Origin of the sequence: Bacillus sp. FJAT-29790, assembly GCF_019039215.1 — a bacterium.
Taxonomy (GTDB): domain Bacteria; phylum Bacillota; class Bacilli; order Bacillales; family Cytobacillaceae; genus Cytobacillus.
The window spans coordinates 2,686,676-2,710,742 of sequence record NZ_JAHNZZ010000001.1 but is presented as its reverse complement, the minus strand read 5'-3'; the positions used below and the strand labels follow the sequence as shown (position 1 = coordinate 2,710,742).

The following is a 24,067-nucleotide window of genomic DNA, read 5'->3' as shown; positions in this document are numbered from 1 at the left end:
TTTTTGTCTCATAAACCGATTGGTGGTTTACCGATCACCAAATACATAAAATAAAGGAGGATTCCGTATGTCAGCAGTAGAATGGATTGCAGGACGCAAGTACGAAGAAATTATTTATGAAACATACAACGGAATTGCAAAAATTACAATTAATCGCCCAGAAAAGCATAATGCATTTACCCCGAGAACAGTTTCTGAATTAATTGATGCTTTTGCATATGCAAGAGATGATGCGAATGTTGGGGTAATTGTTTTAACAGGCGCTGGAGATAAAGCATTTTGCTCAGGTGGAGATCAGTCCGTCCGCGGTCATGGCGGATATGTTGGGGAAGATCAAATTCCACGTTTGAACGTATTAGATTTGCAGCGCTTAATCCGTGTCATTCCGAAGCCGGTTATTGCAATGGTCAAAGGATATGCGATTGGGGGAGGTCATGTCCTTCATATCGTTTGTGATTTGACGATTGCTGCCGATAATGCGGTATTTGGTCAAACTGGCCCGAAAGTAGGCAGCTTTGATGCTGGCTATGGCTCTGGCTATTTAGCGAGAATTGTCGGTCATAAAAAAGCCCGTGAAATTTGGTTCCTATGCCGTCAGTATAATGCCCAGGAAGCATTGGATATGGGTCTTGTCAATACAGTTGTTCCGCTGGAAAAAGTGGAAGAGGAAACGATTCAATGGTGTGAAGAAATTCTAGAAAAGAGCCCAACAGCTCTTCGCTTCTTAAAAGCTGCATTTAATGCAGATACAGACGGTCTTGCAGGTATACAGCAATTCGCAGGTGATGCGACATTACTATACTATACAACGGACGAAGCAAAGGAAGGACGCGATTCCTTTAAAGAGAAACGCAAGCCTGATTTTGGTCAATTCCCTCGTTTCCCTTGATTTAGAGTAAAAACAGTTTTTTTATGTATTATTAATCTATTCAGCTTGATGGACATCTCCATCAGGCTGTTTTTATCTTAATAAAGGAAATTGGCCTTTGGCAGATAAAAGGTTGAAATTGGCCGATAAATTGAAAAACTGGCTGATAAAAGGTTGAAATTGTCATATAAACCAAAAAAATATTCGATCATTTGAGAAACAGGTTTCTAAATAAAAGAGGTGAGAAAATGGCTGATCAATTTATGCCGAATTTTATCAAAAAGAGAGCATTTTTGACTCCAGACAGACCTGCGATCCATTTTGAGGAGACTACCTATACTTTTTCTGAAGTTAATGAAAGGGCCTTCCGGATTGCCGGGCAATTATCGGGCTACGGTTTGGCAAAGGGACAGTACACAGGGGTATTGCTTAAGAATCATGCGGATTCGGCGTTTATTTTTCTTGCCTTGCAACTGCTGGGTGTCAGAGCTGTCATTTTAAATAATCGTTTAACGGCCGAAGAGCTGATCTGGCAAATGAATGATTCGAAAGCGAAATTTTTAATAACAGAGAATGATTTTTCATTAATCAGTGTGGAGTTAAAAGATGCCATCCCTGATCTTGTTGCCGTAGAAAAAGAAGCTTTATTTGATTCTCCCTTTTTTGAACTACCAATCGTTGATGAAATAAGCCTTGATGAGGTGTGTACAGTCATGTATACATCGGGGACAACGGGCCATCCAAAAGGGGTTCTCCAAACATACGGCAATCATTGGTGGAGTGCGATTGGTTCCGCCCTTAATCTAGGGCTGACTGAGAGAGATTGCTGGCTGTGCGCGGTGCCATTATTTCATATTAGCGGCTATTCGATTCTGATGCGTAGTGTCATTTACGGAATGAAGATGGTGATACTAGATTCCTTTAATGAAATGAAGGCGGTTGAAACCATTCGTAATGAAAAAGTGACAATTATGTCTGTTGTCAGTACAATGCTAACGCGAATAGAAGAGACTTTAGATGATAGCGGGCTTCCAAGCGAATTTCGCTGTATGCTTTTAGGGGGTGGCCCTGCATCGAAAACTTTGCTTGAAAAATGCAAGTCGAAACAAATTCCGATCTATCAAACATATGGAATGACCGAAACCTCATCTCAAATTGTAACCCTCTCACCCGAGTATAGCTTTAGTAAACTAGGTTCTGCTGGAAAGGCTCTATTTCCCTCACAACTAAAAATTGTTGGCCAAAACGGTGTGGAAGTAAAGGCAAAAGAGGAGGGGGAAATCGTTGTTAAAGGCCCGAATGTCACAATCGGTTACCTAAACCGTGAAAAAGAGACGTCCGAAAAACTAATCAATGGTTGGCTTTCAACAGGAGATATCGGATTTATTGATGAAGATGGCTTTTTATATGTACTAGACCGTCGTTCGGACTTGATCATTTCAGGAGGAGAAAATGTATATCCTGCTGAAATTGAGGGGGTGCTTGTCGCTCATCAAGACATTGCGGATGCCGGTGTTATAGGTATCAAGGATGAAAAATGGGGAGAAGTTCCAGTTGCTTTCGTTGTTGCTCATACTGAAAATGGAGTAAATGAGGATAATATTATTCAATATTGTCAGCAAAAACTGGCGAAGTATAAGGTGCCTAGGAAAATCATGTTGATCGACGAGATTCCGAGAAATGCATCAAAAAAGATATTAAGGAGAAAACTTCGACAATATATTGAAAATGGTAAGAGTTAACGCTAAGTTAGATTTTTGAAATATCGTTTATGAACTAAGTACATACGTCCCCGAAATCGTAGTGGGAGAGAGAAAGTAGTAATATTAAGTACTTATAAAAGGGTGCCCTGTCAATATTATGACAGAGCCCTTATTTTGTCACTCAAAATTAGTGAGCTTCAAACGTTTGACAATCGGTTTCCTTGCTATTTTCAGCAGTGTTTCCTTTGTGGCTAACGACATAAATTTGGTCAGCTGAACACTTATTTCCATTTTTCCAAAAAGTACAGTTATTAACTTCACATAAAACGTCCTTTGCCATTTTTGGCTTCACTCCTTCGTGTAATTCGATAAAATTCAGGGTGTTTTCACCCTTTTTAGGTTATGAAATATCGTTCTAGATGATTCGTTCCATTTGAAGGGAGGGATGGAACTCTTTAGGTTAATGAAAAAGGTTTAAATTTGTCTGTTTTCCTAAAGTTATGTATTCTTATATTAATTTTATAAAAAGGAAAAGGAGTAGATTTGATGAAATTGTTAGAGGAAATATTAGATTACAATCACGAATTCGTTTCTGAAAAAAAATATGAGAAATATGCGACAACAAAATTTCCTAATAAACGCATGGTCTTGCTTACATGCATGGATACCCGTTTGGTTGAACTGCTACCAAGAGCATTAAATGTGAGAAATGGGGACGTAAAGATTGTCAAAAATGCAGGAGCATTAGTGACACATCCATTTGGAAGTATCATGAGAAGTTTGCTTGTTGCTGTTTACCAACTTCAAGCTGAAGAAGTCTTAATCATCGGCCACCATGATTGCGGGATGAGCGGGATGAAGCCGGATGGCATTTTGGAAAAAATGAGACAGCGGGGAATATCAGATGAAGCTCTTGATACAGTAACCTACTCTGGAATTGAGCTTAATGATTGGCTAAAAGGATTTGAAAATGTGAAGGAAAGCGTTGAACACAGTGTCCATATGGTAAGAAAGCATCCATTAATGCCTAAGGATGTTCCTGTGCATGGATTAGTCATTCACCCAAGTACCGGAAAATTAGATTTAGTTATAGATGGTTATCAGGCTTAACTATTTTTCTTTTAGGCCAATTCTCGGGCACAGGATCCAAACCTCCTGGATGAAAGGGGTGGCATTTCATAATGCGCCTTAAAGCAAGCCATCCTCCTTTTAATGGTCCGAACCGTTTGACGGATTCCAGCCCATAATGAGAACATGTTGGATAAAATCGGCATGTTGGCGGTTTAAGAGGCGAAATAACAATTTGATAAAAGCGAATGAACCCAATCATAATTTTTTTCAGTATGTTCATTATTTCAATCCTTTCTTCTGAAGCGCTCTATTCTAAAAAGATAGCATATAATCTTTTATTAGTCGAAAAAGAACATTCGTTAATTATGTTTTTCTAATAAAGTTGATGAAATTACTCGGAATTTAAGTTACAATAGAAGAAGATGATTAAAGGAGTGATAGAATATGCCTTCAGTAGAAAGCTTTGAATTAGATCATAACGCGGTAAAAGCGCCATATGTAAGACACTGTGGAGTTCATAATGTGGGTACAGATGGTGTTGTAAATAAATTCGACATTCGTTTTTGTCAGCCCAATAAACAGGCCATGAAGCCGGATGCCATTCATACGTTAGAACATCTCCTCGCTTTTAATATTCGTGCTCATTCGGAAAAATTTGATCACTTTGATATAATTGATATTTCGCCAATGGGCTGCCAGACCGGCTATTATTTAGTTGTAAGCGGTGAGCCAACGGTAGAAGAAATCATTGATTTGCTTGAAGATACGATGAAGGCTGCAGTTGAAATTACCGAAATTCCTGCCGCCAATGAAAAGCAATGTGGCCAGGCAAAGCTCCATGATCTTGAAGGCGCTAAACGTTTAATGCGTTTTTGGCTCGAACAAACAAAGGAAGAGTTAAAGCAAGTATTTGCATAAAGACTAAACGAAAAAAGCCATCCATTTTAATACGATTGGATGGCTTTTTTTTATCCTTCTTATAAAATCTGGGCTAAATTCTTTACTATTTTTCCACAGCATCTTTTTCCGGTTCGTTTTGGTTGTGATTCGTATGAAGGTTTTCATCTATAGGATCAACCGTATGTTTGTATGAATAACCTTTAGAAGTTGATAGTACAAACAAAATGATAACAATAGTAATAATGATGAACGATACTAAAATGGCAAACATGCATAATCCTCCTTTTTCTATCTTAGTTTACCATGAAAATGGCTCGGAATGAGGGGTTTTCTAATTTCTCACAATCTTGAGATTGAATAACTAAGTAAAAAAGAATAATTAACAAATGCTGTTTTCTAAATGATTGTTGTTTTTAATAGGTTTTGTATATAGTTGATTGAAGCGGAAGGTGCGAGACTCCTGCGGGAGAAGCGGGACAGGTGAGACCCCACAGGCGCAGAGCGCCGAGGAGGCTCACCGCCCGCCCCGCGGAAAGCGAGCTCCTGGAGCGGAAATCAACTAGACCACATCTTGGTTAAATAGCAACAAAGTATACGAAAACAGCCTTAACAAAAAAGATGGCTCAACACACCGCAGATTTACCTGCTATGAGCCATCTTTTTTAAAAGGGTTGATTTGCCCGTCGATATGTATTTTAATGAATATTTCGCTGATGAATAATGGAGTTACGCTGCTGCCTGAAGTCTTCATTAGCAAATTTTCCTTTTAAGCTCTCGATTAAATAAAGCCCCATTAAATCATAAAGTTCTTGGTTATCTAAATCTTGGATGATGCTTAATAAATCCTCCCGGCCCATTTCCTCTAAAAAGGCAAATGCCAGCATATCAATATCTTCTTCATCCCCGGTAAGCTTATTTCGATATAGTTCGTATAGCTCATCAATGATCTTCATCTTATCACCTCCAAAATGTAATTGAATCCGCTTACAATATTTTTTCTATATGATGCTTGTTGATTCCTTCTAATTAAAGATATTATATGTATCTTTCCTAATATTGATTGCAATTTCGCATAATTTTATTGTAAATATGGGAAACGATAAGTATTAAAGAAAAGCGCTTAGCTTTCGGCGACGATATGTTTGATCTTTATTATTCTTGCGGGATTAGTTAATGATCCCAAGGTTGATGAAACCTAAAGCAAGGCAAAAAAGGGGCTGACAGGATGACGGGAAACAAACAAACGTATTATATTGGGATTGCAAACGGCGAAATTTCACAAAGTTCCACAGATTCCCCGTGGGAATTTAGAATAAAAGCGACAAATGAGGAGATCTCTGCTTTGCGTGAGTATTTCAATCAGAATTATTCAACAGGTTGGCAAAACTTCGTTCGAGCGCATATCCCATTTATAGAATATCACAATGACAAATCAAATGATGTATATGATAACACATTAAAAAAAGTGTATGGAATGATTTATCAGCTTGGGGATGCCGAGGCAAAAAGCCATATTGAAAGTATGGGGATCCTCGAAAATGAATAAGACGGCTAAAAGATGAAATAGCCACTTGCTCAAATAGATAGACTTTGTTACACAATGTTGTTGAAATACACGCGGGTTCGATTTACCTTCCGAGAAGCGGTTAAAAACAATGCTCCTGTGCCAAAGCATATTCAAGTAGCTTTGTTCAGCTCGTCGCAAGGCAACACGTAGTTGCTCATCGAAGTTAAGCCATGATGTGATTGAAGTCAGTTGCCTTGCTCCGCAAAAAAGGTTCCCTACAGGTAAAATCGCCCCGCTAGTCTTTATTTATCATTTTTAATTGCAAAAGAGCCAAAAGACAAAAACCGCGGAGGTCCTCCGCAGTTTTCATTAAATATTCATCTCTACTGCTGTATCAATCACTTCTTTTGGAACGGAAATAATTTCAACCTTGTTATGGTTGGAGTATTGGCCGTGCATTTTTTGTTTCATGACAATGGTTTGGTTTTCGACAGTAATTTCCATATCGATAACCATATTTAAGGAAACGGGATAGAATGTTTCTTTGTCCACGAGAATTTCGTATTCCATACTATTAATTTTCATATTGTTTAACAGTTCGTCTTGAGCCATTTCTGGCGGCATGGCTCCAACAGCAGTTTCTTTAATAAAATCGTTGAACTTCTCACCAGAAGCTTCTAATTTAAGGATATAATTTTTTTGATCTTGCTTAAAAGTAAAGTCATCCACGAATTTCTGCAGTTTTTTCAACTCTTCCCCTGGATTCGTTTGCTGTGCGGACATCTGCAGCAAGGAGTCGGACATTTCTTTCGGAAACTTCATCCATTGCGCTCCGGCAGCGTCGAAAAAGAACATTCCCTCTTCTGTAAAATAGCTTTCAGTTTCAAACTTTTCTTCCGAACCTTCCACTGACATCGTCATTTTTTGATAGAATGCCATCGGTTCAGTTACGATGTTCATATCAATTACAGACTTGGTATTCAAATCTTGCTCTTCTTGGTCAGAGCTCATATTTTGAGTCATATCCAATTTTATAGAAAAACCCTTCAAGCTTTCGGATGCTTTAGTGGACTTGTCTAATACTTCCTCTAGAGTTAAATCAGATGGTTTTTCTGCCGTGGTTTCCTTATCAGATTGATTAACAGGCTTGGCCGTTTGATTACATGCAGCTAACATGAAAATCATGAGAAAGCCTGTTAGGACGGATAGCGTTTTTTTCAAGACGTACACTCCCTTTTGTCGTATTCAATTAATTATACGAAATATTCAAATGGAAGTTTCATTTTTCCACAATTTCATACTTTTCCCTAAACGTGCAAAACTTTTGTGTATAATAAACAACAGAATCAAAAATAGGAGCGATGGATCGTATGGAGACGTTTTTCGATGAAAATGGGGGAATAGTCAGCCTGTCTTTTGCGAAAAATTCGTTTGACAAACAGCCTGAGCATGTTCTTGTCATTTGCAAAATGGGAAAGAATTGGCTACTGACAAATCATAAAAAAAGAGGGTTGGAATTTCCAGGGGGAAAGGTTGAACGTGGTGAAACATTGAAAGATGCAGCCTATCGTGAGGTGTTTGAGGAAACAGGTGCTTCGATCAGTAGGCTCCAATTCATTGGCGAATATCAAGTGAGTAATAATGGCGTCACTTTTGTTAAGGCCATTTTCTTTGGTCAAGTTGATAAAATAGAAGATAAAGAACATTATTTGGAGACAGCTGGGCCGGTACTTATTGATGGGAACTTATTAGAATTAAGATGGGGTAAGGACTATAGTTTTATCATGAAAGATCAAGTCGTCGAAAAAAGTATGAATAGAATACTGGAATTAGAATAAGAAAAAACGGCATTCTTATCAGCCGTTTTCTTATGAACCGTTTTTAATTAGTTTTCTTTCTAAAAGCGCCACAAGCTGGTACATAACCGTGGCAAACACGGCAATCACGATAAGGGATAGCATAACAAGCGTGAAATTAAATACTTGGAAACCGTAAATGATCATATACCCGAGGCCTTTTGATGAGACGAGAAATTCGCCAACGATCACTCCAACCCATGATAAGCCGACATTTACTTTTAATGTTGAGATGATGACGGGGAAGGATGCAGGCAACACAGCTTCTTTAAAAATTTGAAATCGGTTAGCGCTGAAAGTTTGGAGAACCTTTATATAGTTTGGATCGACTTCTTTGAATGATGTATATACAACAATTGTTGTGATGATGATCGAAATAATTGCTCCCATGGCAACGATGGATGTAAAACTTGGACCTAAAGCTACGATTAAAATAGGACCGAGAGCTACTTTTGGCATGGAGTTCAGGATGACTAAGTATGGATCGAAAATTTTTGAGAGCATTGGTGACCACCATAGAATGGCAGCAAGCAACGTTCCTAATATCGTCCCTAAAATAAATCCAAGGACAGTTTCTGACAACGTGAAGCTTAAGTCTACAAACAATGTTCCATCTTGGATTTTTTTCAAAAATAATTCCCATACTTTTGATGGCGCACTGAAAATTAGTGGATCAACCCATTGTTTTTGACTAGCAAGCTCCCAGCCTGAGAAAAAGACAAGAAAGATAATCAGCTGATAAAACCGCACCCATTTTTTCTCGCGATTTAATGAGTAAAGATATCTTTGGTGAAGGAGTTCAATGTTTGTTTTCAGATTCAAGTGACTCCAACTCCTTCCAGACAGTTTGAAAAATGCTCGAATATGCTTCGTGATTGCGGGCATTAAATGGCGTTTCTTTCCGCAATTCCTTTGGCACGATAAAGGTTTTATGAAGCCTACCAGGACTTGATGAAAAGAGGAAAATTCGGTCACTCATCGCAATTGCTTCACCGATATCATGGGTTACGAGTATTGCGGTCTTCCCAAACGATTTCAATGTATTAGAAACAAGGTCTTCGAGCTTTAATTTTGTTTGGTAATCTAAAGCGGAAAAAGGCTCGTCAAGCATGAGTAGCTTCGGCTCGGTTGCAAGTGTCCTTACAAGGGCTACTCGTTGTCGCATTCCGCCAGACAATTGTTTCGGATATTGGTTCTCTACACCTTTAAGCCCCATTTTTTCTAGCAAATCGAGGGTGTACTCTTTTTTTGAATCATCAAGGCGATTGCTTATTTTGAGTCCTAGAAGAATATTTTCTTCAATAGTTTTCCATGGAAAAAGATAATCCTGCTGAAGCATATATCCCATTCGATTTCCAGCTGTTGATACGGGCTTACCCTCTAAGGAAATATGTCCATCTGTCGGTTTGATTAAGCCAGCAATTATAGTAAGCAAAGTAGTTTTCCCGCATCCGCTTGGTCCGAGGAAGGAAACAAACTCCCCTTCCCCGACCGCAAGCGAAACATCGGAGAGGGCTGTTGCAGCAGAGGCTTTCGTGAAATAAGTGTGGTGAATTTCTTCAACATTTAAGAAATCCATAATTCGCCCTCCTTTATGGTGGGTGCCTTTTTTGGAGTGTCTTTTTAAGGTGCCTGACACCGCTCGTGGACAAATTGGTGAATTAGTGTGTGCAAGGTGGACAAATAAGCGTAATGCCTAACATCTTTGTATAATGCATTACCGACATATGCCCGAATGGCACGTTGAATCTATTTATTTGTCCATTCCATACGGTAAATAAATGAGAAGTGTCCACGGATGGTGCCTGGCACCTTTTTGACAGACACCTTTTACTTCATTATCCCTTTGGCGATTTCTGTATTCACGAGCGTGCTATATTCTACTCGCTTAGGAAGTTCACCAGCTTCATTCATGATATTTTGAAGATTATCCCATTCCTCTGTATCTAAAATAGGATCGGTTGCGTATGAGCCTTGGCTTTTGTAACGACCAACGACCATTTCGATAATATCCATTTCCGTGTTATCGAAATAGCCTTTAATGGCTTCAGCTGTTTCTTTTGAACTGTGCGTCTCAACCCATTGCTGGGCTTTATAAATGGCCCGAGTAAATTTTTCAACTGTGTCTTTATTGTTGTTAATATAGCTTTGTTTTGTCATGAACGAGGTATATGGGATGTGCCCGGATTCCGTTCCAAAAGAGGCAACGATATATCCTTTTCCTTCCTTTTCAAAAACACTTGCAGTTGGTTCGAAAAGTTGGACAAATTCTCCTGTTCCGGATGCGAAGGCAGGTGCAATATTAGCAAAATCTATGTTCTGGATTAAATTTAAGTCTTTATGTGGATCAATTCCGTGCTTTTTCAATACGAATTCACCGGCCATTTGTGGCATTCCGCCTTTGCGCTGACCGAGGAAGGTTGTGCCTTTTAGCTGATCCCATGTGAAGTTCTCAATTTTATGACGTGAGACAAGGAATGTGCCGTCTGTTTGGGTAAGTTGCGCAAAGTTTATTACCGGATCATTCGAGCCTTGTGCAGAAACATAAATCGATGTTTCAGAGCCGACAAGGGCAACATCGATACTATTTGACAACAAAGCTGTCATTGTTTTATCTCCGCCGGCGGTTGTAGTAAGCTCGACATTAAGCCCTTCCTCTTTAAAAAAACCTTTCTCAAGCGCAACATATTGAGGGGCATAGAAGATTGAGCGAGTTACTTCACCAATTCGGACATTTTGAACTTTATCCTTACTGCATGCAGCAATGGGGATAATAAGAATGGCAATCAACAATAGGGAAAAGCTAAATCTTAGGTATTTTTTCATAAGCAAGACCTCCTGGTTTAAAAATATATCAGTTTTTTGAGCCTAGAATATCGTATGAATGTGCAAAAAATGTGTGAATGCCTATATGAAAAACTTATTTATATATAATAAAGACTCGAGTTCTAGCATGGATAAAAATAATATCGGCCAATTTTTCTCATTTATCGGCCACTTTTGCAATTATATCGGCCAGTTGAAACCTTTTATCGGCCAAATTCATTAGTTTATCGGACAAAGCCAATTTAAATTGAACTTATTTGTAAGGAGATGAAAAGATTGAATGGAGAAATCATCAGCAAGCAGAAATACCCTTCCCCCAATCCGAATATCGAATTATCAGTTGTTACCTATTACTCGGACGGTTTAAAAGTAAAGGGATTGCTGGCTGAGCCAAAGAATGACGAAATATATGATGGGTTTCTTTATCTGCGCGGAGGAATTAAAAATGTAGGCAAAGTGAGAGCAGCGAGAATCGTTCAATTCGCTTCAGAGGGATTTATTGTTTTTGCTCCTTTTTATAGAGGAAATCAGGGAGGGGAAGGAAATGAGGACTTTGCCGGAGAGGATCGGCATGACGCCTTCTCCGCCTTTACTATTCTCCAATCACATCCACGGGTAAAAGGGATCCATATATTCGGATTTTCTAGAGGTGGGGTGATGGCCTTATTAACCGCAATCGAGTTTCCGGAAGCTAAATCAGTTGTTTCGTGGGGCGGGGTCAGTGATATGTTTCTCACGTATGTTGAGCGAAAGGATTTACGGAGGATGATGAAGAGGGTAATTGGCGGGACACCGACTAAGTTCCCAGAACAATATAAGTACCGGACCCCTCTTTTTCAATTGGAAAAGCTTCATGCGCCTGTTTTGATCATCCATGGAGAAAAGGACGATAATGTTTCGGTTGAACACGCCTACCGTCTTGAGAAAAGATTGAAAGAACTTAATAAAGAAGTGGAAAGCTGGTATTTTCAAGCGTTTACCCACTATTTCCCACCGGATGTCAACCGGAAAGTCGTTAGTGACTTAACAGCCTGGATGAAAAAAAGACTGAATGATTAGGAAAATACCAGGATGTAATGGTAAAAAAAGAGGTAAGTGAGGCGCAAAGTTTAAAGTTACATTTGAGTTTATAAGAAAATACTTAGACTCCAAAACCAACACTATAATGAAGCCAAACCGGTTATGTGATTTATTAAAGGAGCCTTTTATTGGACATAAAATCCCTGTCTAGTTTGGAACATTATCCAATAATATCTGTTTAAGTAAAGTAATGCGTCGATAATAGGGATTTATGTGCGATTTTTTAAAAAATGTTACTAATAGACACGCGGGTCGCTTTACCTTCCGAGAGATGGTTCTCGTTTTTGTTCAAAAGGCTCTCTCCGGCAAAATCACCCGCTAGTCTCCATTTACAACATTATTCTCTAACACAGCCTTTATTTATGATAAAACAGTTTCTTTTTATGATTTAATTTAAACTGTCTTGGTGATTCCCCAGTCATTTTTTTGAATAGCAAAGTAAAATAGTTCGAGTTTTCGTAACCGACAATTCTTGCTATTTCCCACACTTTTAAATCCGTAGCTACAAGTAAACTCTTTGCCTCTCCAATTCGTCGATTAATTAGGTAATTGATAGGTGAATTTTTCATTTCTTCTTTAAAAATATGAGAGAGGTAATACTTGTTAATGTAGAGGTCATCAGCAATGTCATTTAGTGTGATGTTTTTTTTATAGTTTTTATCTATATATTCTTTAATCCGAGAAGCCAGAGTTCGTGGTTCTCCTAAATTACTCCTAATCCTTTGGAACTTCAGTATTCTATGAATTAACGCGATTAATGATGAAATTAACCCTTGACAAATGATATCGAATTCTGCGGCTTGAAGAGACGACTCTTCAAAAATATCCGCAAGATAGGATTCAATTCGATTTGAATATTTATTTTTTCGAATAATTGGTTCAATATTTGAAGGAACAATCCAAAGTTCTTTCATACCATCAATCAATAAATTGGAAACACCACAAAAATACGTATTGAGCGGATTTTTAGGATTCGAATACTCTTCATGAATAACCCCCGAATTATAGATAAGAATATCCCCTTCCTTCGCAGTGTAGGTTACGTTATTTATGATAAAAGTCCCTTCACCTTTACTTATATAGACGATCTCACTTACATCGTCATGCTTGTGGCTTGGAAAATTCCAATCCGGATTTCCACCAACTTGTCCGGCATAAACGAGTACAGGAGGTTTCTGGAATTTTAATGGTTTGTTTAAATATTCCTGCTCTAAGGATAGATTCATAGGCTCTTCATCAATTGTGTTATTCATCATGCCCTCCATTAATATTTTCTCTAACTAATTAATGTTTTTTGCTGTTAACGGATATAAAAAACTAGCGCAGTGAAAGTAAATCGACCGACATTTACATTCTTGGTTGAGAGCAGACACTCATGAATGTATTGTTTGCAAATAGCAAGATTGTATATATTTATTTTTATTATAACAATATATTTAACTATTTCAAATTATTAAGTAAATCAAAATAATTGTCTATATGTTAATGTTAAAATTAAAAATTATGTACAAAAGGTTAGTTTAATCGCTTTTTTTGAATTATTCAGGACTATAATTTCGCATTTCTCAGTATGAACCCCCTTTATTTACATTTTTAATTCCTAAATACAATTTATGAAAAACAAGATAGTTAAGTTTTTTGGTCAGTAAAACAAGATAGTTAATTGTATAGACACTACCGGAATAGTAATATTCAAAATAATCATATTATTAAAAATTCATTCTGAAGACTCATATTTTAAATAAAGTTGGAAGTTTAATAACACAATAAGGGGGATGATTAATTTGATCAAACCGGAGAATGAATATGCCCTTGAAATGAGAAATATTTATAAATCATTCCCTGGTGTTAAAGCACTAGATTGTATATCCCTTAGCGTAAAAAAAGGGGAAGTACATGCACTCATGGGTGAAAATGGAGCTGGAAAATCTACTCTAATGAAAATCCTTGCAGGTATTCATAAGCCGGATGAGGGGGAAATATTTATAAAAGGGAAAAAAGTCGAGTTCAATAATCCTAGCGATTCGTTACTTTATGGAGTTAGTATGATTCATCAAGAGCTGAGTTTTATTTCCGAAATGACAATTGCGGAAAATATCTTTCTTGGGAGAGAGCCTTGTTATAGATGGACAAAGGTAATTAATAAAAAAAGCCAAAAAGAAAAAGCCTATAAATTATTTCAACGTCTAAATATTCACTTGGACCCAGATAAGAAAATGTCCTCACTTTCTGTATCAGATAGGCAAATGGTAGAAATACTTAAAGCGGTTTCGAATCATTCGGATATCATCGTGATGGATGAACCAACTTCAGCAATCACTGAAAGAGAAGTTGGAAAGTTGTTTGACATCATTAAAGCGCTGAAATCTCAAGGGAAGTCAATTATCTATATTTCTCATAAAATGGACGAGATTTTTAAAATCGCAGATAAAATAACGATCTTAAGAGACGGGTGTTTTATCGATAGTAAGAGAGCGTCGGAGTTAAATAATGACTTGCTTATTTCCTTAATGGTTGGAAGAGAATTAAAGGATGTCTATCAAACGAAATCATCAAAAACTCAAGAAGTTTGTTTGGAAGTTAAAAATCTTACTAGAAGGGGAAGTTTTGAAAACATTTCCTTTCGAGTTCATCGTGGAGAAATTGTTGGTATTGCCGGACTTGTTGGAGCAGGAAGGACAGAGATAGTAGAGAGTATTTTTGGTGTACATCCTCCAAATAGTGGAGAAATTTATATTAATCAAAAAAGGGTAATCCATAAGCATCCAAAACATGCGATTAATAATGGAATGGCTTTAATAACTGAAGATAGAAAACAAACGGGCTTAAATTTATCAGGATCCGTAAAAAATAATATTAGTCTAGTAAATTTACCGAAATACACTTATTTTAAAAAAATTATTTCAAGAAAAAAGGAATGCCATGAGGTAGATGAACAGATAAAAACATTAAAGATCAAAACTCCTAATAGGAATATGCTCGTAAAAAATCTAAGTGGAGGTAATCAGCAAAAGATTGTCATTGCCAAATGGCTATTAAATAATCCAGAGATACTTGTATTGGATGAACCTACTAGAGGAATAGATATTGGAGCAAAGGCAGAAATATATAAAATCATTAGCGAATACGCAAATAAAGGGAAATCAACAATTGTCATTTCCTCTGAGATGCCTGAGTTGTTTGGAATTTGTGATCGTATCATTGTCATAAGTAATGGAAGGTTGACCGGGGAGTTTACTAGAGAGGAGTTTGATCAAGAGAAAATTATGGCATGCTGTGCGGGTGCTCAGAAAGGAGAAAAAATCGGATGAATCCTCAAAAAGAAGAAGTAGCAAAATATAGTCTAATAGGCACTTTAGTAAATTCGAAGTCAGAGATGAATAGAGACAGCGTGGGAAAGCTTTTTGCTAAATACGGGATTTATATTGCTTTTGCCATCTTGTTTATTATCCTATCGATTTCCTCGGAATCGTTTTTAACAACCTCCAATATTATTAACATTTTACGGCAAGTATCTATTATTGGAATTGTTGCGATCGGAATGTCCTTCGTCATTATAACTGGAGGGATTGACCTTTCTGTAGGATCGATTATGGCGTTGTCGGCCGTTGTTGCTGCAAGTTTTGCCCAAGTGGACAGCGGTCATTCACTTTTAATACCTATTCTGATCGGGATGTTTGTCGGGTTAGCGTGCGGAATGATCAATGGTGTTCTAATTGCTAAATGGAAAGTGGCACCCTTTATTGCAACCTTAGGAATGATGACGGCAGCTAGAGGCTTTGCGATGGTTTATACAGATGGCCGACCTGTGATTGGGCTTAGTGATGCTTATAACCATATAGGAAGCGGGTCCTTTTTGAATCTGCCAATTCCGGTCATAACCTTTATTGTTGTCGTATTGATCGGCATTTTTCTTCTCAAATTCACTGTATTCGGCCGATATGTATTTGCAACAGGGGGAAATGAGCAATCTGCTAAGCTATCAGGCATAAATGTTACCTTTATCAAAATTAGTGTGTATTCCATTGCAGGATTGTTAGCTGGAATCGCCGGTATGATTCTCTCGTCTCGGATCATGTCAGGTTCACCGGTTTTGGGCCAGGGGTATGAATTGGATGCCATTGCCGCTGTAGTTATTGGAGGAACAAGTCTGTTTGGCGGGGTGGGAAGCATCTTCGGTACACTTATTGGTGTTTTGATAATAGGTGTGATGAATAATGGCTTAGACTTACTGAATGTCTCCTCTTATTATCAGCAAATTTTAAAAGGAGCCATCATTGTCATTGCCGTTCTACTTGATAAAAAGAATCAGCAATAATAAAAATGGAGGAAGTGAATGTATGAAAAGTGTGAAGGTATTATTTTTAATTCTATTATCAGTTACCACCATCTTAAGCGGATGTTCAGGTAAAGTAACAGATCAGGTAGGGGGGGATTCGAAGGAAAAGACTATAAAAATCGGGGTTTTATACCAAAATTTACAAAATGAATATATTGTAGCATTGCAGGATTCAATTAGAAAACATGCTGAACAAGCAGGGATTAAGTTAATAGAATCAGATGGCCAAGGAAAGGCTGAAAATCAAATTAGCCAAGTAGAGAATCTAATCAATCAAAAAGTCGATGCCATTATCTTAAATCCTGCCGATAGGAATGGCAGTGCTCCAGTTGTTGATCTAGCAGCAAACGCTGGGATTCCACTTATTACCGTCCTAGCAGTCGTTTCCAATCAAGATAAAGTGACAGCACATGTTGGATCCGACGATGTGGAAGCAGGAAAAATAGAGATGGAGTATATCGCAGGGGTGTTAGGTGGAAAAGGAACCATTGCCATTATCCATGGGCCCAATGGAAATTCAGCTGAAATCAACAGAACTGAGGGGAACTATCAAATTTTAGAAAATTACCCTGACATTAAAGTTGCTGCTGAGCAAACCGCGAACTGGTCTCGAGAGGAAGCGCTCGCACTAACAGAGAACTGGTTACAAACACATAAACTTGATGCAATCGCAGCTCAAAACGATGAAATGGCATTAGGGGCAGTAAAGGCATTAAGCGCAGCAGGTAAATTAAAAGATACAAAGGTTATTGGAATCGATGCGATTCCCGACGCACTGAAGTCAATCGAAGCAGGAGATCTTTCGGGAACGGTATTTCAAGATGTAGAAACACAAGGGGAAATAGCAGTTGATATTGCATTTAAAGCCGGAAAAGGAGAAGAAGTGAAGAAAGATAACATGATTCCATTCCAATTGATTACTAAGGAAAATTTATCAGATTTCAATTAAAAGGTTATCGGAGAATATGTTAATTATAGTGGGGAGGATTTTAATATGAAAAAACAACTAAATAATATACTCGAAATTAACACATCATTAAATGAACGTGCAAATAATGAACCGTTAAGGGTGCTGAGTGAAGAAGATTGGAAATTTTGGAAGGAGAACGGATATGTTATCATTCGTGAGGCTATTCCAAAAGATCATATCGATCGATTGGTGAATTTGATCTGGGAGTTTGAAGAAAAGGACCCTAAAGATCCTTCCACTTGGTACACCACTCCACGCCGAGAAATGCAAATGAAAGAGCTTATGAATACCGGAATGGTTGAGTTATATAACCATCAGTACTTGTGGGACAATCGCATGCACGAGAAAGTTTACAATGCTTTTGTTGATATTTGGGGAACAGAAAAATTATGGGCGAGTATTGATCGATGCAATTTAAATCTACCTATCAAGCCTGGCCATGAATATAAAGGATTCATTCACTGGGATATAGATACATCCTTAGATCCGATTCCTGTGAACGTGCAGGGAGTTTTATCTTTAGTCGATACGGATGTAGATATGGGCGGATTCCAATGTATTCCTGAACTTTACAGGAGTTTTGATGAATGGGTAAAAACACAGCCTGCTGACAGGGATCCATACAAACCTGATACAACAGGATTTACCCCTACTAAAGTGGTTACAAAGGCCGGCGATCTAATGATATTCAATAGCATGCAACCCCATGGCATCCGGCCAAATTATTCTGATAAGCCTCGGTTGGCACAATATATCTCTATGTTCCCTGCGCAAGAAGAGAACGAACAATTAAGAGAATCGAGAATCGGTTCTTGGAGTGAAAGAGTTAAACCTGAAGGCGCCGCTTTCCCTGGAGATCCTCGTAATTGGGAACAAGAAAGATATAATAGAGCTAATCTTACAGAACTAGGTGAAAAATTATTAGGCATGAAAAAATGGTAGAAATGTATTGAAAGAAAAAATAAAGCCACCTGAATGATTCATTCAAGTGGCTTTCCTTATCTATCCCTAATGATTAAACAGAGGGGTGGCCGTAGTTTTAAGAGATTAATTTAGGGGGCGAAACGGATGTTTCCTGTCAAAAACATGTTACCCAAGCGTTAAGGAAGATCTATCTTCCCCATATCAAAAAAATATACTTAGAAAATATGTACTGCAAGTTCTGCGGCCAAAAAGCCTATTATCATTTCTTTCGATAATAAATTTGCTTATTTTGCTGTCTACTTAATACTTATTACATTTTTAGTTAATGCAGTGAGATTGCCAAACGGACCAACAGATTGAAATTCAATATGAAAGGGAAAGGTTATGAATACTAAAACGGAAAAAGAAAAAATGTTAAACGGTGAGGATTACCTTGCTACTGATCCGGAATTGCTTAAAGAACGAGAAAGTGCTCGGAGATTAACCCGATTATTTAACCAAACGATCGAGACAGAACATGAACAACGGAAAAAAATTCTAAAAGAGCTTTTTGGATCGACTGGTGAGAATCTATATATTGAACCTACTTTTCGATGTGATTACGGGTATAATATTCACGTTGGTGAAAACTTTTATGCGAATTTTGATTGTATCATTCTAGATGTATGTGAAGTACGTATAGGAGACAATTGTTTACTAGCGCCTAGTGTTCATATTTATACAGCTACCCATCCGATAAATCCATTAGAACGGAATTCCGGAAAAGAATTTGGGAAGTCTATCGTAATTGGAAATAATGTTTGGATTGGAGGTAAAGCGGTAATAAATCCAGGTGTCACAATCGGGGACAATGCAGTAATCGCCTCAGGAGCAATCGTGACGAAAGATGTTCCAAGCAATGTGATGGTTGGAGGAAACCCAGCAAAAGTTATTAAAAATATTTCCATATAATATCTTGAGGTTAGAAAGATAAAGCATCAATTTGTTGAAAATTGAAATCGATTAATATTTCGGCGCCTAGACTTGTTCTAGGCGCATTTTTATGCTTAAAAGCTGATATTCCCGAAAATATCCCCAGAAACAAAACTATTTCCTCTAACGAAAAAGTATTCATACTATATGACTCTTAATAACTGTAATATAAATTCATAAGCTCCGTCTTATTTACAAAGGGGGGAAGGGACTTGATTGATGCCGGCCGGCAAGTGGAAAAATGGTTTTATGAATATGAAAGAGATATTACTAATTATCTTGTTTATTTTACAGGTACCAGGGATGTTGAAGACCTTGTGCAAGATACGTTTTTAAGAGCCTTGCAGTCATTTCGAAGCTTTAGGCACGATTCGAACCCGAAAACATGGCTTATTTCGATTGCGCGCAATTCAGCTATTGATTCCTATAGAAAAAGAAATGTATGGCAAAGCCTGAAAGACAAATTATCGAGACATACACATGAAAAGGATTCTGTCTTAACGGAAGATTCATTGATAAAGAAAGCAGAATTTGCCCAATTATACGAGGCCATTAATCAATTAAAAACAAGCTATCGCGATGTTGTCCTTCTTCGAGGAATCGCCGAGCTATCGTCAGAAGAAGCGGGGCAGGTTTTGGGCTGGACTGCTAACAAAGTGAACGTCACTTATTTTCGCGCAGTAAAAAAACTAAATTTGCTTTTAAAGGAGGATGAGCAGGATGCCGCATCTTTCAGATAAAAAATTGTTGGAGAAAATGAAAGAGTTCCCGGACCATGAATTAACTAGTGAGCAACGAAATAAAATCATCCTTAATATTAGGAACCATAAAGTCAAGGAGAGAAAGTTTAGCTTTAATTGGCAAAAAATAGGTATATTAGGAGCGCTTTTGGCTATTTTTATCCTTGTGCCTGTTTTGTTAATTGACAGTATAGGGAGCGATAAGGATTTACGTTTCGGAACAAATGTTGAGATAGGGGAAAGCGGCGTTTATTTTGCTCTTATAGATGAAAAAGGCAATCCCCATCATGCTGATTCTAACTTTGGAATTCCTAATAAAGTCAGTCTGCTTAGTCCCCCTGAATGGATTGCAGATGACTATCGCAGCGTTAGTAAAATAATGGTTTATATATGGGGAGATGAGGAAAAATTATTATATAAAGATATGAAAATTGAAGCTGTCCATATTGATTCAGGTCTTACCCAGGAATTGGCATTTCTTAAATTAAGCGGGGGAATATACGGCTCCGATGCTCATGCCGTTACAAGCTTTCCAGTTTTTTCGAAACCAGGCATTTGGAAATTACAATTCTTCCTTGAAGATGAACCCTATGCAGAGTTTTCAATCGGTGTAAAAGAACCATATGTAAAAGTAGGCAACTCCACCATATTGATTTCTCAGGAGGACCTGCTAGCAGGTGTTTATGAGGATGTATCTCTCGAAGTTGAGGGCGCCGATTTACCTGAAAAGCTTAAGTTGGAGTTATTTAGATTAGAAGATGGTACGAAGGCAACCTTTATTTTCAAGGATAAGACAGATTATATAAAAGCTGATAATGGCCAGAATATTTCTATGTATTCAGGTGACCTAACACTTAAGAAAAGCGGAAAGTACAGAATGACGATATTGAATCAATCTTCTTCAATTGAGGTGCGGAAGGACGATAAAAAATAAAGGCTCTTTTCAAATACTTTGTTGCTTTTAAGTACTATCAATTATTTTAAAAAGGTGAAAAAGGTCACCAATAGAGTTTCAAGGGGACCGAAATCCACTCAAAAATGTAAAAACGGTTCTCATGAAGGCGTTATGAGGGCCAAAATTTACTCGAAAATGGAAAAACGGTTCTCATGAAGGCGTTATGAGGGCCAAAATTTACTCGAAAATGTAAAAACGGTTCTCATGAAGGCGTTATGAGGGCCAAAATCTACTCAAAAATGTAAAAACGGTTCTCATGAAGGCGTTATGAGGACCGAAATCCACTCAAAAATAGAAAAATGGTTCTCATGAAGGCGTTATGAGGACCAAAATCTACTCAAAAAGAGAAAAGCGATCCTCATGAAGGGGGGATGAGGATCTAAAACTCGTTTGGTGCTATAAAGCAACAATCTTTTAGTAAGGCTGTGTTCGTAAAGTTTGTTGCTTTTATAAGTGATTTTTATTTAATAATCTGAGTTGATTGGAGCGGAAAGCAAGTGCCCGCAGCGGAAATCAACGGGCAAACTTTTTAGGCTAAAAACAACAATATATGCGAAAATAGCCTTTAGAATTGAGCCAAAATAAAAACCGGAATTGCCTTTTAATGGGTAATTCCGGTTTCGATATTAAGCAGTAGGACCGCCTTTTTCCACTATTTCAGAAGAAACGTTAGCAAATTTCTTGAAGTTTTCGCGGAATTTAGCAGCTAATTCCTTCGCTTTCGCTACATAGGCTTCTTGATCATTCCAAGTTCTATTAGGCTGAAGAACTTCATCAGGCACGCCCGGTACATGAAGAGGAATTTCAAGGCCGAAAATTTCGTCTTTAATTGTTTCTACATTGTTTAATTCGCCTTCTAATGCAGATTGAACCATTGCACGAGTGTAAGGTAGCTTCATGCGGTTACCGACACCGTATTCTCCGCCAGTCCAGCCAGTGTTCACAAGGAATACTTTCGCATTATGCTCATCAATTTTCTTGCCAAGCATTTCTGCATACTCCGTTGCAGGAAGCGGCAGGAATGGAGAGCCAAAGCAAGTTGAGAATGTTGCTTGCGGTGAGGTAATACCGCGCTCTGTACCAGCAAGCTTCGAAGTGTATCCACTTAAGAAATGGTACATTGCTTGTTCTTTCGTTAATTTTGCGATTGGAGGCAATACGCCGAAAGCGTCAGCTGTTAAAAACACAATCGTATTTGGATGACCTGCAATGCTTGGATCAACGATATTATCGATCGCTTGCAGTGGGTAAGCTGCCCGCGTGTTTTCAGTAAGTGTGTTGTCATCATAATCAGCTACACGCGTCTCGCTATTGATCACAACGTTTTCTAACACAGCGCCAAAGCGAATAGCATCGAAAATTTGCGGTTCCTTTTCACGAGATAAGTTAATGCATTTTGCATAGCAGCCGCCTTCGATGTTGAATACGCCGTTTGGAGACCAGCCGTGCTCATCATCACCGATCAAACGGCGATTCGGATCTGCTGATAAAGTCGTTTTACCCGTTCCAGATAGACCGAAGAATAAAGCGACATCCCCTTCGAGGCCAACGTTTGCAGAACAATGCATCGGTAAAATGCCGTTTTCAGGAAGCAGGTAGTTCATAATGGAGAAGATCGATTTCTTCATTTCTCCTGCATATTCAGTACCGCCAATTAATACTGTACGATGTTCGAAGGATACGATAATAAATGTTTCTGATGCTGTTCCGTCCACTGCTGGGTCAGCTTTAAAATTTGGTGCCGAAATGACTGTAAATTCAGGTTTATGATCTAATAATTCTTCTTCTACAGGGCGAATAAATAATTGATGCGCAAAAAGATTATGCCATGCATACTCATTAATGACTTGAATCGGCATCCGATGTTTTTTATCTGCGCCAGCAAAACCTTTAAAAACAAAAACTTCATCTCTATCTTTTAAGTAGCTTAATACTTTATTATATAGGTTAGAGAAAACGTCTTCCGAGATAGGCTGGTTTACGCTGCCCCAGTCAACTTTATCTTTAGAGATGGCTTCTTCGACAATGTATTTATCTTTAGGAGAACGGCCAGTATACTTTCCGGTAGTCGCACGAACTGCTCCGGTTGAAGTAAGTGATCCCTCATTACGATTTAAAACCTTTTCCACAAGCTGAGGAACAGACAACTGAACGTGAATATTATTACCTTTTAATAATTCGCTTAATTTATTAGGTGTGCTTACAGAATTCATCTGATGAATACCTTCCTTTATCCGTTTTTGTTTTTGAAAGTGATTACATCTTTTTAATTAGTATAACACATTAAACGAATTAGTCTATACTAATGGATAAAGTTTTCCTTAAAATAATGAATTTGTCACAATTGGGTTTCGTACTAATTACAATTAGTATCTGTAAAAACATTGGATAGGATTGATCATATGAAAACGATCGCGTTATACGACGGAACATGTTCATTATGCAGAAAGTCGAAACGAATTTTTGAAAAACTTGACTGGCTCGGTAAGGTTTATTGGGTTTCCTTGCAGGAATATGAAAAGACAGCACAGTCACAAGTGGTATTATTTGATCAAATGGAATTAAGAAAAGAGCTCCATATTATTACCTCTAGCGGAAAAGTACTGAAAGGTTATTATGCAATCAGACACATCCTTGTGCTTTTTCCTTCTACTATATTAATGGGCGTTATTTTGTTCATCCCCTTCTCTCCTTTGATCGGAAATCCTATTTATAAATGGATAGCAAAAAACAGACATAAATTTCTAAAAAGAAAATGTGAAGATGGGAGCTGCTCTTTATAATTTTAGGCTGTATTCTAAATGATTGTTGTTTTTAATTAAGTATGTATGTAGTTGATTGGAGCGGAAGGTGCGAGACTCCAGCGGGAGCAGCGGGACAGGTGAGCCCCCACAGGCGTAAGGCGCCGAGGGGGCTCACCACCCGCCCCGCGGAAAGCGAGCTCCTGGAGCGGAATTCAACTAGACCACCTTTTACTTAGATAGCAACAAAGTTTACAATCACAGTCTAATTTTTTCTTTATAAAAAACTGCACGAGTCATGAAATATTTATTGACATCATTTGCTGAAATAAGTTATCATTTACCCTTGAACGGATACTCTCTTATCCCGAGCTGGTGGAGGGACAGGCCCTATGAAACCCAGCAACCTGCTACTGCTTTTTTGGGAGCAAAGGTGCTAACCTGACGCAAGGATTTAATTCCTTGAACGATAAGAGTGAAAGGCGCGAATCGATTTGCTTTCAACCTTTTCACATTAGGAAAGGTTTTTTGTTTGTGCATTTTGATGGACGGCTTTTGGAATGTACTATCTATGAGAGTTTTAATCTCCAGCAGATCAAATGGGTCTGGTGACTA

General features: G+C 38.0%; 25 protein-coding genes and 1 riboswitch. Of the genes, 15 read left to right on the top strand and 10 right to left on the bottom strand.

Features of this window, described 5'->3' with window-relative positions:
• Nucleotides 1–67: 67 nt before the first annotated feature.
• Both menB and BGM26_RS12755 read left to right on the top strand, forming a co-directional pair.
• Nucleotides 68–889, top strand: a complete 822-nt coding sequence (gene menB, locus BGM26_RS12760; protein ID WP_217040185.1) for a 1,4-dihydroxy-2-naphthoyl-CoA synthase — start codon at nucleotides 68–70, stop codon at nucleotides 887–889.
• 227 nt (nucleotides 890–1,116) lie between these two features.
• On the top strand, nucleotides 1,117–2,610 hold the full coding sequence (locus BGM26_RS12755; RefSeq protein WP_217040184.1) for an o-succinylbenzoate--CoA ligase: 1,494 nt from the start codon (nucleotides 1,117–1,119) through the stop codon (nucleotides 2,608–2,610).
• A gap of 148 nt (nucleotides 2,611–2,758) precedes the next feature.
• Here BGM26_RS12755 and BGM26_RS12750 read toward each other — a convergent pair whose 3' ends face one another.
• The gene (locus BGM26_RS12750; protein WP_217040183.1) at nucleotides 2,759–2,911 is read right to left on the bottom strand and encodes a DUF1540 domain-containing protein; all 153 of its coding nucleotides are present in this window, start codon (nucleotides 2,909–2,911) and stop codon (nucleotides 2,759–2,761) included.
• A gap of 206 nt (nucleotides 2,912–3,117) precedes the next feature.
• On the opposite strand from BGM26_RS12750, the gene BGM26_RS12745 reads away from it, so the two are divergent.
• Entirely contained in the window at nucleotides 3,118–3,681 is a 564-nt protein-coding gene (locus tag BGM26_RS12745; protein ID WP_217040182.1) for a beta-class carbonic anhydrase, read from the top strand.
• Here BGM26_RS12745 and yidD read toward each other — a convergent pair.
• Nucleotides 3,659–3,916 (bottom strand): membrane protein insertion efficiency factor YidD, encoded by a 258-nt coding sequence (gene yidD, locus BGM26_RS12740; RefSeq protein WP_217040769.1) that lies wholly within the window; start codon nucleotides 3,914–3,916, stop codon nucleotides 3,659–3,661. The two genes, BGM26_RS12745 and yidD, sit on opposite strands and share 23 nt — an antisense overlap.
• A 170-nt stretch (nucleotides 3,917–4,086) precedes the next feature.
• Here yidD and BGM26_RS12735 point away from each other — a divergent pair, with 170 nt between their 5' ends.
• A complete protein-coding gene (locus BGM26_RS12735) occupies nucleotides 4,087–4,560 on the top strand; it encodes an S-ribosylhomocysteine lyase (RefSeq protein WP_217040181.1) in 474 nt (157 codons plus the stop codon).
• A gap of 85 nt (nucleotides 4,561–4,645) precedes the next feature.
• On the opposite strand, the gene ytzI is transcribed toward BGM26_RS12735, so the two are convergent.
• A complete protein-coding gene (gene ytzI / locus BGM26_RS12730; protein WP_217040180.1) occupies nucleotides 4,646–4,813 on the bottom strand; it encodes a YtzI protein in 168 nt (55 codons plus the stop codon).
• 424 nt (nucleotides 4,814–5,237) lie between these two features.
• Nucleotides 5,238–5,495 (bottom strand): DUF6154 family protein, encoded by a 258-nt coding sequence (locus BGM26_RS12725; RefSeq protein ID WP_217040179.1) that lies wholly within the window; start codon nucleotides 5,493–5,495, stop codon nucleotides 5,238–5,240.
• 272 nt (nucleotides 5,496–5,767) lie between these two features.
• Here BGM26_RS12725 and BGM26_RS12720 point away from each other — a divergent pair, with 272 nt between their 5' ends.
• A complete protein-coding gene (locus BGM26_RS12720) occupies nucleotides 5,768–6,088 on the top strand; it encodes a hydrolase (protein ID WP_217040178.1) in 321 nt (106 codons plus the stop codon).
• A gap of 330 nt (nucleotides 6,089–6,418) precedes the next feature.
• Here the strand turns inward: BGM26_RS12720 and BGM26_RS12715 are convergent, their stop codons facing one another.
• Nucleotides 6,419–7,279: a DUF6612 family protein gene (locus BGM26_RS12715; RefSeq protein ID WP_367949306.1), complete on the bottom strand. Its 861-nt coding sequence runs from the start codon at nucleotides 7,277–7,279 to the stop codon at nucleotides 6,419–6,421.
• A gap of 140 nt (nucleotides 7,280–7,419) precedes the next feature.
• On the opposite strand from BGM26_RS12715, the gene ytkD reads away from it, so the two are divergent.
• Nucleotides 7,420–7,887: an RNA deprotection pyrophosphohydrolase gene (gene ytkD, locus BGM26_RS12710; RefSeq protein ID WP_217040176.1), complete on the top strand. Its 468-nt coding sequence runs from the start codon at nucleotides 7,420–7,422 to the stop codon at nucleotides 7,885–7,887.
• Between the two features lie 30 nt (nucleotides 7,888–7,917).
• On the opposite strand, the gene BGM26_RS12705 is transcribed toward ytkD, so the two are convergent.
• From BGM26_RS12705 to BGM26_RS12695, 3 genes are all read right to left on the bottom strand, one after another.
• A complete protein-coding gene (locus BGM26_RS12705; protein WP_254119267.1) occupies nucleotides 7,918–8,727 on the bottom strand; it encodes an ABC transporter permease in 810 nt (269 codons plus the stop codon).
• Entirely contained in the window at nucleotides 8,705–9,484 is a 780-nt protein-coding gene (locus BGM26_RS12700; protein WP_217040174.1) for an ABC transporter ATP-binding protein, read from the bottom strand. Before BGM26_RS12700 ends, BGM26_RS12705 begins: the two co-directional genes overlap by 23 nt.
• Nucleotides 9,485–9,735: 251 nt before the next feature.
• Nucleotides 9,736–10,731 carry an ABC transporter substrate-binding protein gene (locus tag BGM26_RS12695; protein ID WP_217040173.1) on the bottom strand — a complete coding sequence of 332 codons (996 nt, stop codon included), beginning with the start codon at nucleotides 10,729–10,731 and terminating at the stop codon, nucleotides 9,736–9,738.
• A 267-nt stretch (nucleotides 10,732–10,998) separates the two neighbouring features.
• On the opposite strand from BGM26_RS12695, the gene BGM26_RS12690 reads away from it, so the two are divergent.
• Complete coding sequence (locus BGM26_RS12690) at nucleotides 10,999–11,790, top strand: alpha/beta hydrolase family protein (protein ID WP_217040172.1); 792 nt, start codon at nucleotides 10,999–11,001, stop codon at nucleotides 11,788–11,790.
• A gap of 377 nt (nucleotides 11,791–12,167) precedes the next feature.
• Here the strand turns inward: BGM26_RS12690 and BGM26_RS12685 are convergent, their stop codons facing one another.
• Nucleotides 12,168–13,064 carry an AraC family transcriptional regulator gene (locus BGM26_RS12685; RefSeq protein ID WP_217040171.1) on the bottom strand — a complete coding sequence of 299 codons (897 nt, stop codon included), beginning with the start codon at nucleotides 13,062–13,064 and terminating at the stop codon, nucleotides 12,168–12,170.
• A gap of 522 nt (nucleotides 13,065–13,586) precedes the next feature.
• Here BGM26_RS12685 and BGM26_RS12680 point away from each other — a divergent pair.
• The 7 genes from BGM26_RS12680 (at nucleotide 13,587) to BGM26_RS12650 (ending at nucleotide 20,690) form a co-directional block, all read left to right on the top strand.
• Nucleotides 13,587–15,122: a sugar ABC transporter ATP-binding protein gene (locus BGM26_RS12680; protein WP_217040170.1), complete on the top strand. Its 1,536-nt coding sequence runs from the start codon at nucleotides 13,587–13,589 to the stop codon at nucleotides 15,120–15,122.
• Complete coding sequence (locus tag BGM26_RS12675; RefSeq protein WP_254119265.1) at nucleotides 15,119–16,129, top strand: ABC transporter permease; 1,011 nt, start codon at nucleotides 15,119–15,121, stop codon at nucleotides 16,127–16,129. The genes BGM26_RS12680 and BGM26_RS12675 overlap by 4 nt, the downstream gene beginning before the upstream one ends.
• Nucleotides 16,130–16,151: 22 nt before the next feature.
• The gene (locus BGM26_RS12670) at nucleotides 16,152–17,099 is read left to right on the top strand and encodes a sugar ABC transporter substrate-binding protein (protein WP_217040169.1); all 948 of its coding nucleotides are present in this window, start codon (nucleotides 16,152–16,154) and stop codon (nucleotides 17,097–17,099) included.
• 45 nt (nucleotides 17,100–17,144) lie between these two features.
• Nucleotides 17,145–18,062 (top strand): phytanoyl-CoA dioxygenase family protein, encoded by a 918-nt coding sequence (locus BGM26_RS12665; RefSeq protein ID WP_217040168.1) that lies wholly within the window; start codon nucleotides 17,145–17,147, stop codon nucleotides 18,060–18,062.
• 366 nt (nucleotides 18,063–18,428) lie between these two features.
• Nucleotides 18,429–18,995: a sugar O-acetyltransferase gene (locus tag BGM26_RS12660; protein WP_217040167.1), complete on the top strand. Its 567-nt coding sequence runs from the start codon at nucleotides 18,429–18,431 to the stop codon at nucleotides 18,993–18,995.
• 233 nt (nucleotides 18,996–19,228) lie between these two features.
• Nucleotides 19,229–19,756 carry an RNA polymerase sigma factor gene (locus BGM26_RS12655; protein WP_254119263.1) on the top strand — a complete coding sequence of 176 codons (528 nt, stop codon included), beginning with the start codon at nucleotides 19,229–19,231 and terminating at the stop codon, nucleotides 19,754–19,756.
• Nucleotides 19,737–20,690: a hypothetical protein gene (locus BGM26_RS12650; protein WP_217040166.1), complete on the top strand. Its 954-nt coding sequence runs from the start codon at nucleotides 19,737–19,739 to the stop codon at nucleotides 20,688–20,690. Before BGM26_RS12655 ends, BGM26_RS12650 begins: the two co-directional genes overlap by 20 nt.
• A gap of 647 nt (nucleotides 20,691–21,337) precedes the next feature.
• On the opposite strand, the gene pckA is transcribed toward BGM26_RS12650, so the two are convergent.
• On the bottom strand, nucleotides 21,338–22,924 hold the full coding sequence (pckA, locus tag BGM26_RS12645) for a phosphoenolpyruvate carboxykinase (ATP) (RefSeq protein WP_217040165.1): 1,587 nt from the start codon (nucleotides 22,922–22,924) through the stop codon (nucleotides 21,338–21,340).
• A gap of 189 nt (nucleotides 22,925–23,113) precedes the next feature.
• On the opposite strand from pckA, the gene BGM26_RS12640 reads away from it, so the two are divergent.
• Nucleotides 23,114–23,494: a thiol-disulfide oxidoreductase DCC family protein gene (locus BGM26_RS12640; protein ID WP_217040164.1), complete on the top strand. Its 381-nt coding sequence runs from the start codon at nucleotides 23,114–23,116 to the stop codon at nucleotides 23,492–23,494.
• A gap of 317 nt (nucleotides 23,495–23,811) precedes the next feature.
• Nucleotides 23,812–23,928, top strand: a riboswitch (SAM riboswitch).
• The last annotated feature ends 139 nt before the right edge of the window (nucleotides 23,929–24,067 follow it).

Coding starts and splice junctions, on each gene's coding strand:
- menB (WP_217040185.1), top strand. CDS start 68: ATGTCAGCAGTAGAATGGATTGCAGGACGCAAGTACGAAGAAATTATT.
- BGM26_RS12755 (WP_217040184.1), top strand. CDS start 1,117: ATGGCTGATCAATTTATGCCGAATTTTATCAAAAAGAGAGCATTTTTG.
- BGM26_RS12750 (WP_217040183.1), bottom strand. CDS start 2,911: ATGGCAAAGGACGTTTTATGTGAAGTTAATAACTGTACTTTTTGGAAA.
- BGM26_RS12745 (WP_217040182.1), top strand. CDS start 3,118: ATGAAATTGTTAGAGGAAATATTAGATTACAATCACGAATTCGTTTCT.
- BGM26_RS12735 (WP_217040181.1), top strand. CDS start 4,087: ATGCCTTCAGTAGAAAGCTTTGAATTAGATCATAACGCGGTAAAAGCG.
- ytzI (WP_217040180.1), bottom strand. CDS start 4,813: ATGTTTGCCATTTTAGTATCGTTCATCATTATTACTATTGTTATCATT.
- BGM26_RS12725 (WP_217040179.1), bottom strand. CDS start 5,495: ATGAAGATCATTGATGAGCTATACGAACTATATCGAAATAAGCTTACC.
- BGM26_RS12720 (WP_217040178.1), top strand. CDS start 5,768: ATGACGGGAAACAAACAAACGTATTATATTGGGATTGCAAACGGCGAA.
- ytkD (WP_217040176.1), top strand. CDS start 7,420: ATGGAGACGTTTTTCGATGAAAATGGGGGAATAGTCAGCCTGTCTTTT.
- BGM26_RS12700 (WP_217040174.1), bottom strand. CDS start 9,484: ATGGATTTCTTAAATGTTGAAGAAATTCACCACACTTATTTCACGAAA.
- BGM26_RS12695 (WP_217040173.1), bottom strand. CDS start 10,731: ATGAAAAAATACCTAAGATTTAGCTTTTCCCTATTGTTGATTGCCATT.
- BGM26_RS12690 (WP_217040172.1), top strand. CDS start 10,999: ATGAAAAGATTGAATGGAGAAATCATCAGCAAGCAGAAATACCCTTCC.
- BGM26_RS12685 (WP_217040171.1), bottom strand. CDS start 13,064: ATGAATAACACAATTGATGAAGAGCCTATGAATCTATCCTTAGAGCAG.
- BGM26_RS12680 (WP_217040170.1), top strand. CDS start 13,587: ATGATTAATTTGATCAAACCGGAGAATGAATATGCCCTTGAAATGAGA.
- BGM26_RS12675 (WP_254119265.1), top strand. CDS start 15,119: ATGAATCCTCAAAAAGAAGAAGTAGCAAAATATAGTCTAATAGGCACT.
- BGM26_RS12670 (WP_217040169.1), top strand. CDS start 16,152: ATGAAAAGTGTGAAGGTATTATTTTTAATTCTATTATCAGTTACCACC.
- BGM26_RS12665 (WP_217040168.1), top strand. CDS start 17,145: ATGAAAAAACAACTAAATAATATACTCGAAATTAACACATCATTAAAT.
- BGM26_RS12660 (WP_217040167.1), top strand. CDS start 18,429: ATGAATACTAAAACGGAAAAAGAAAAAATGTTAAACGGTGAGGATTAC.
- BGM26_RS12650 (WP_217040166.1), top strand. CDS start 19,737: ATGCCGCATCTTTCAGATAAAAAATTGTTGGAGAAAATGAAAGAGTTC.
- pckA (WP_217040165.1), bottom strand. CDS start 22,924: ATGAATTCTGTAAGCACACCTAATAAATTAAGCGAATTATTAAAAGGT.
- BGM26_RS12640 (WP_217040164.1), top strand. CDS start 23,114: ATGAAAACGATCGCGTTATACGACGGAACATGTTCATTATGCAGAAAG.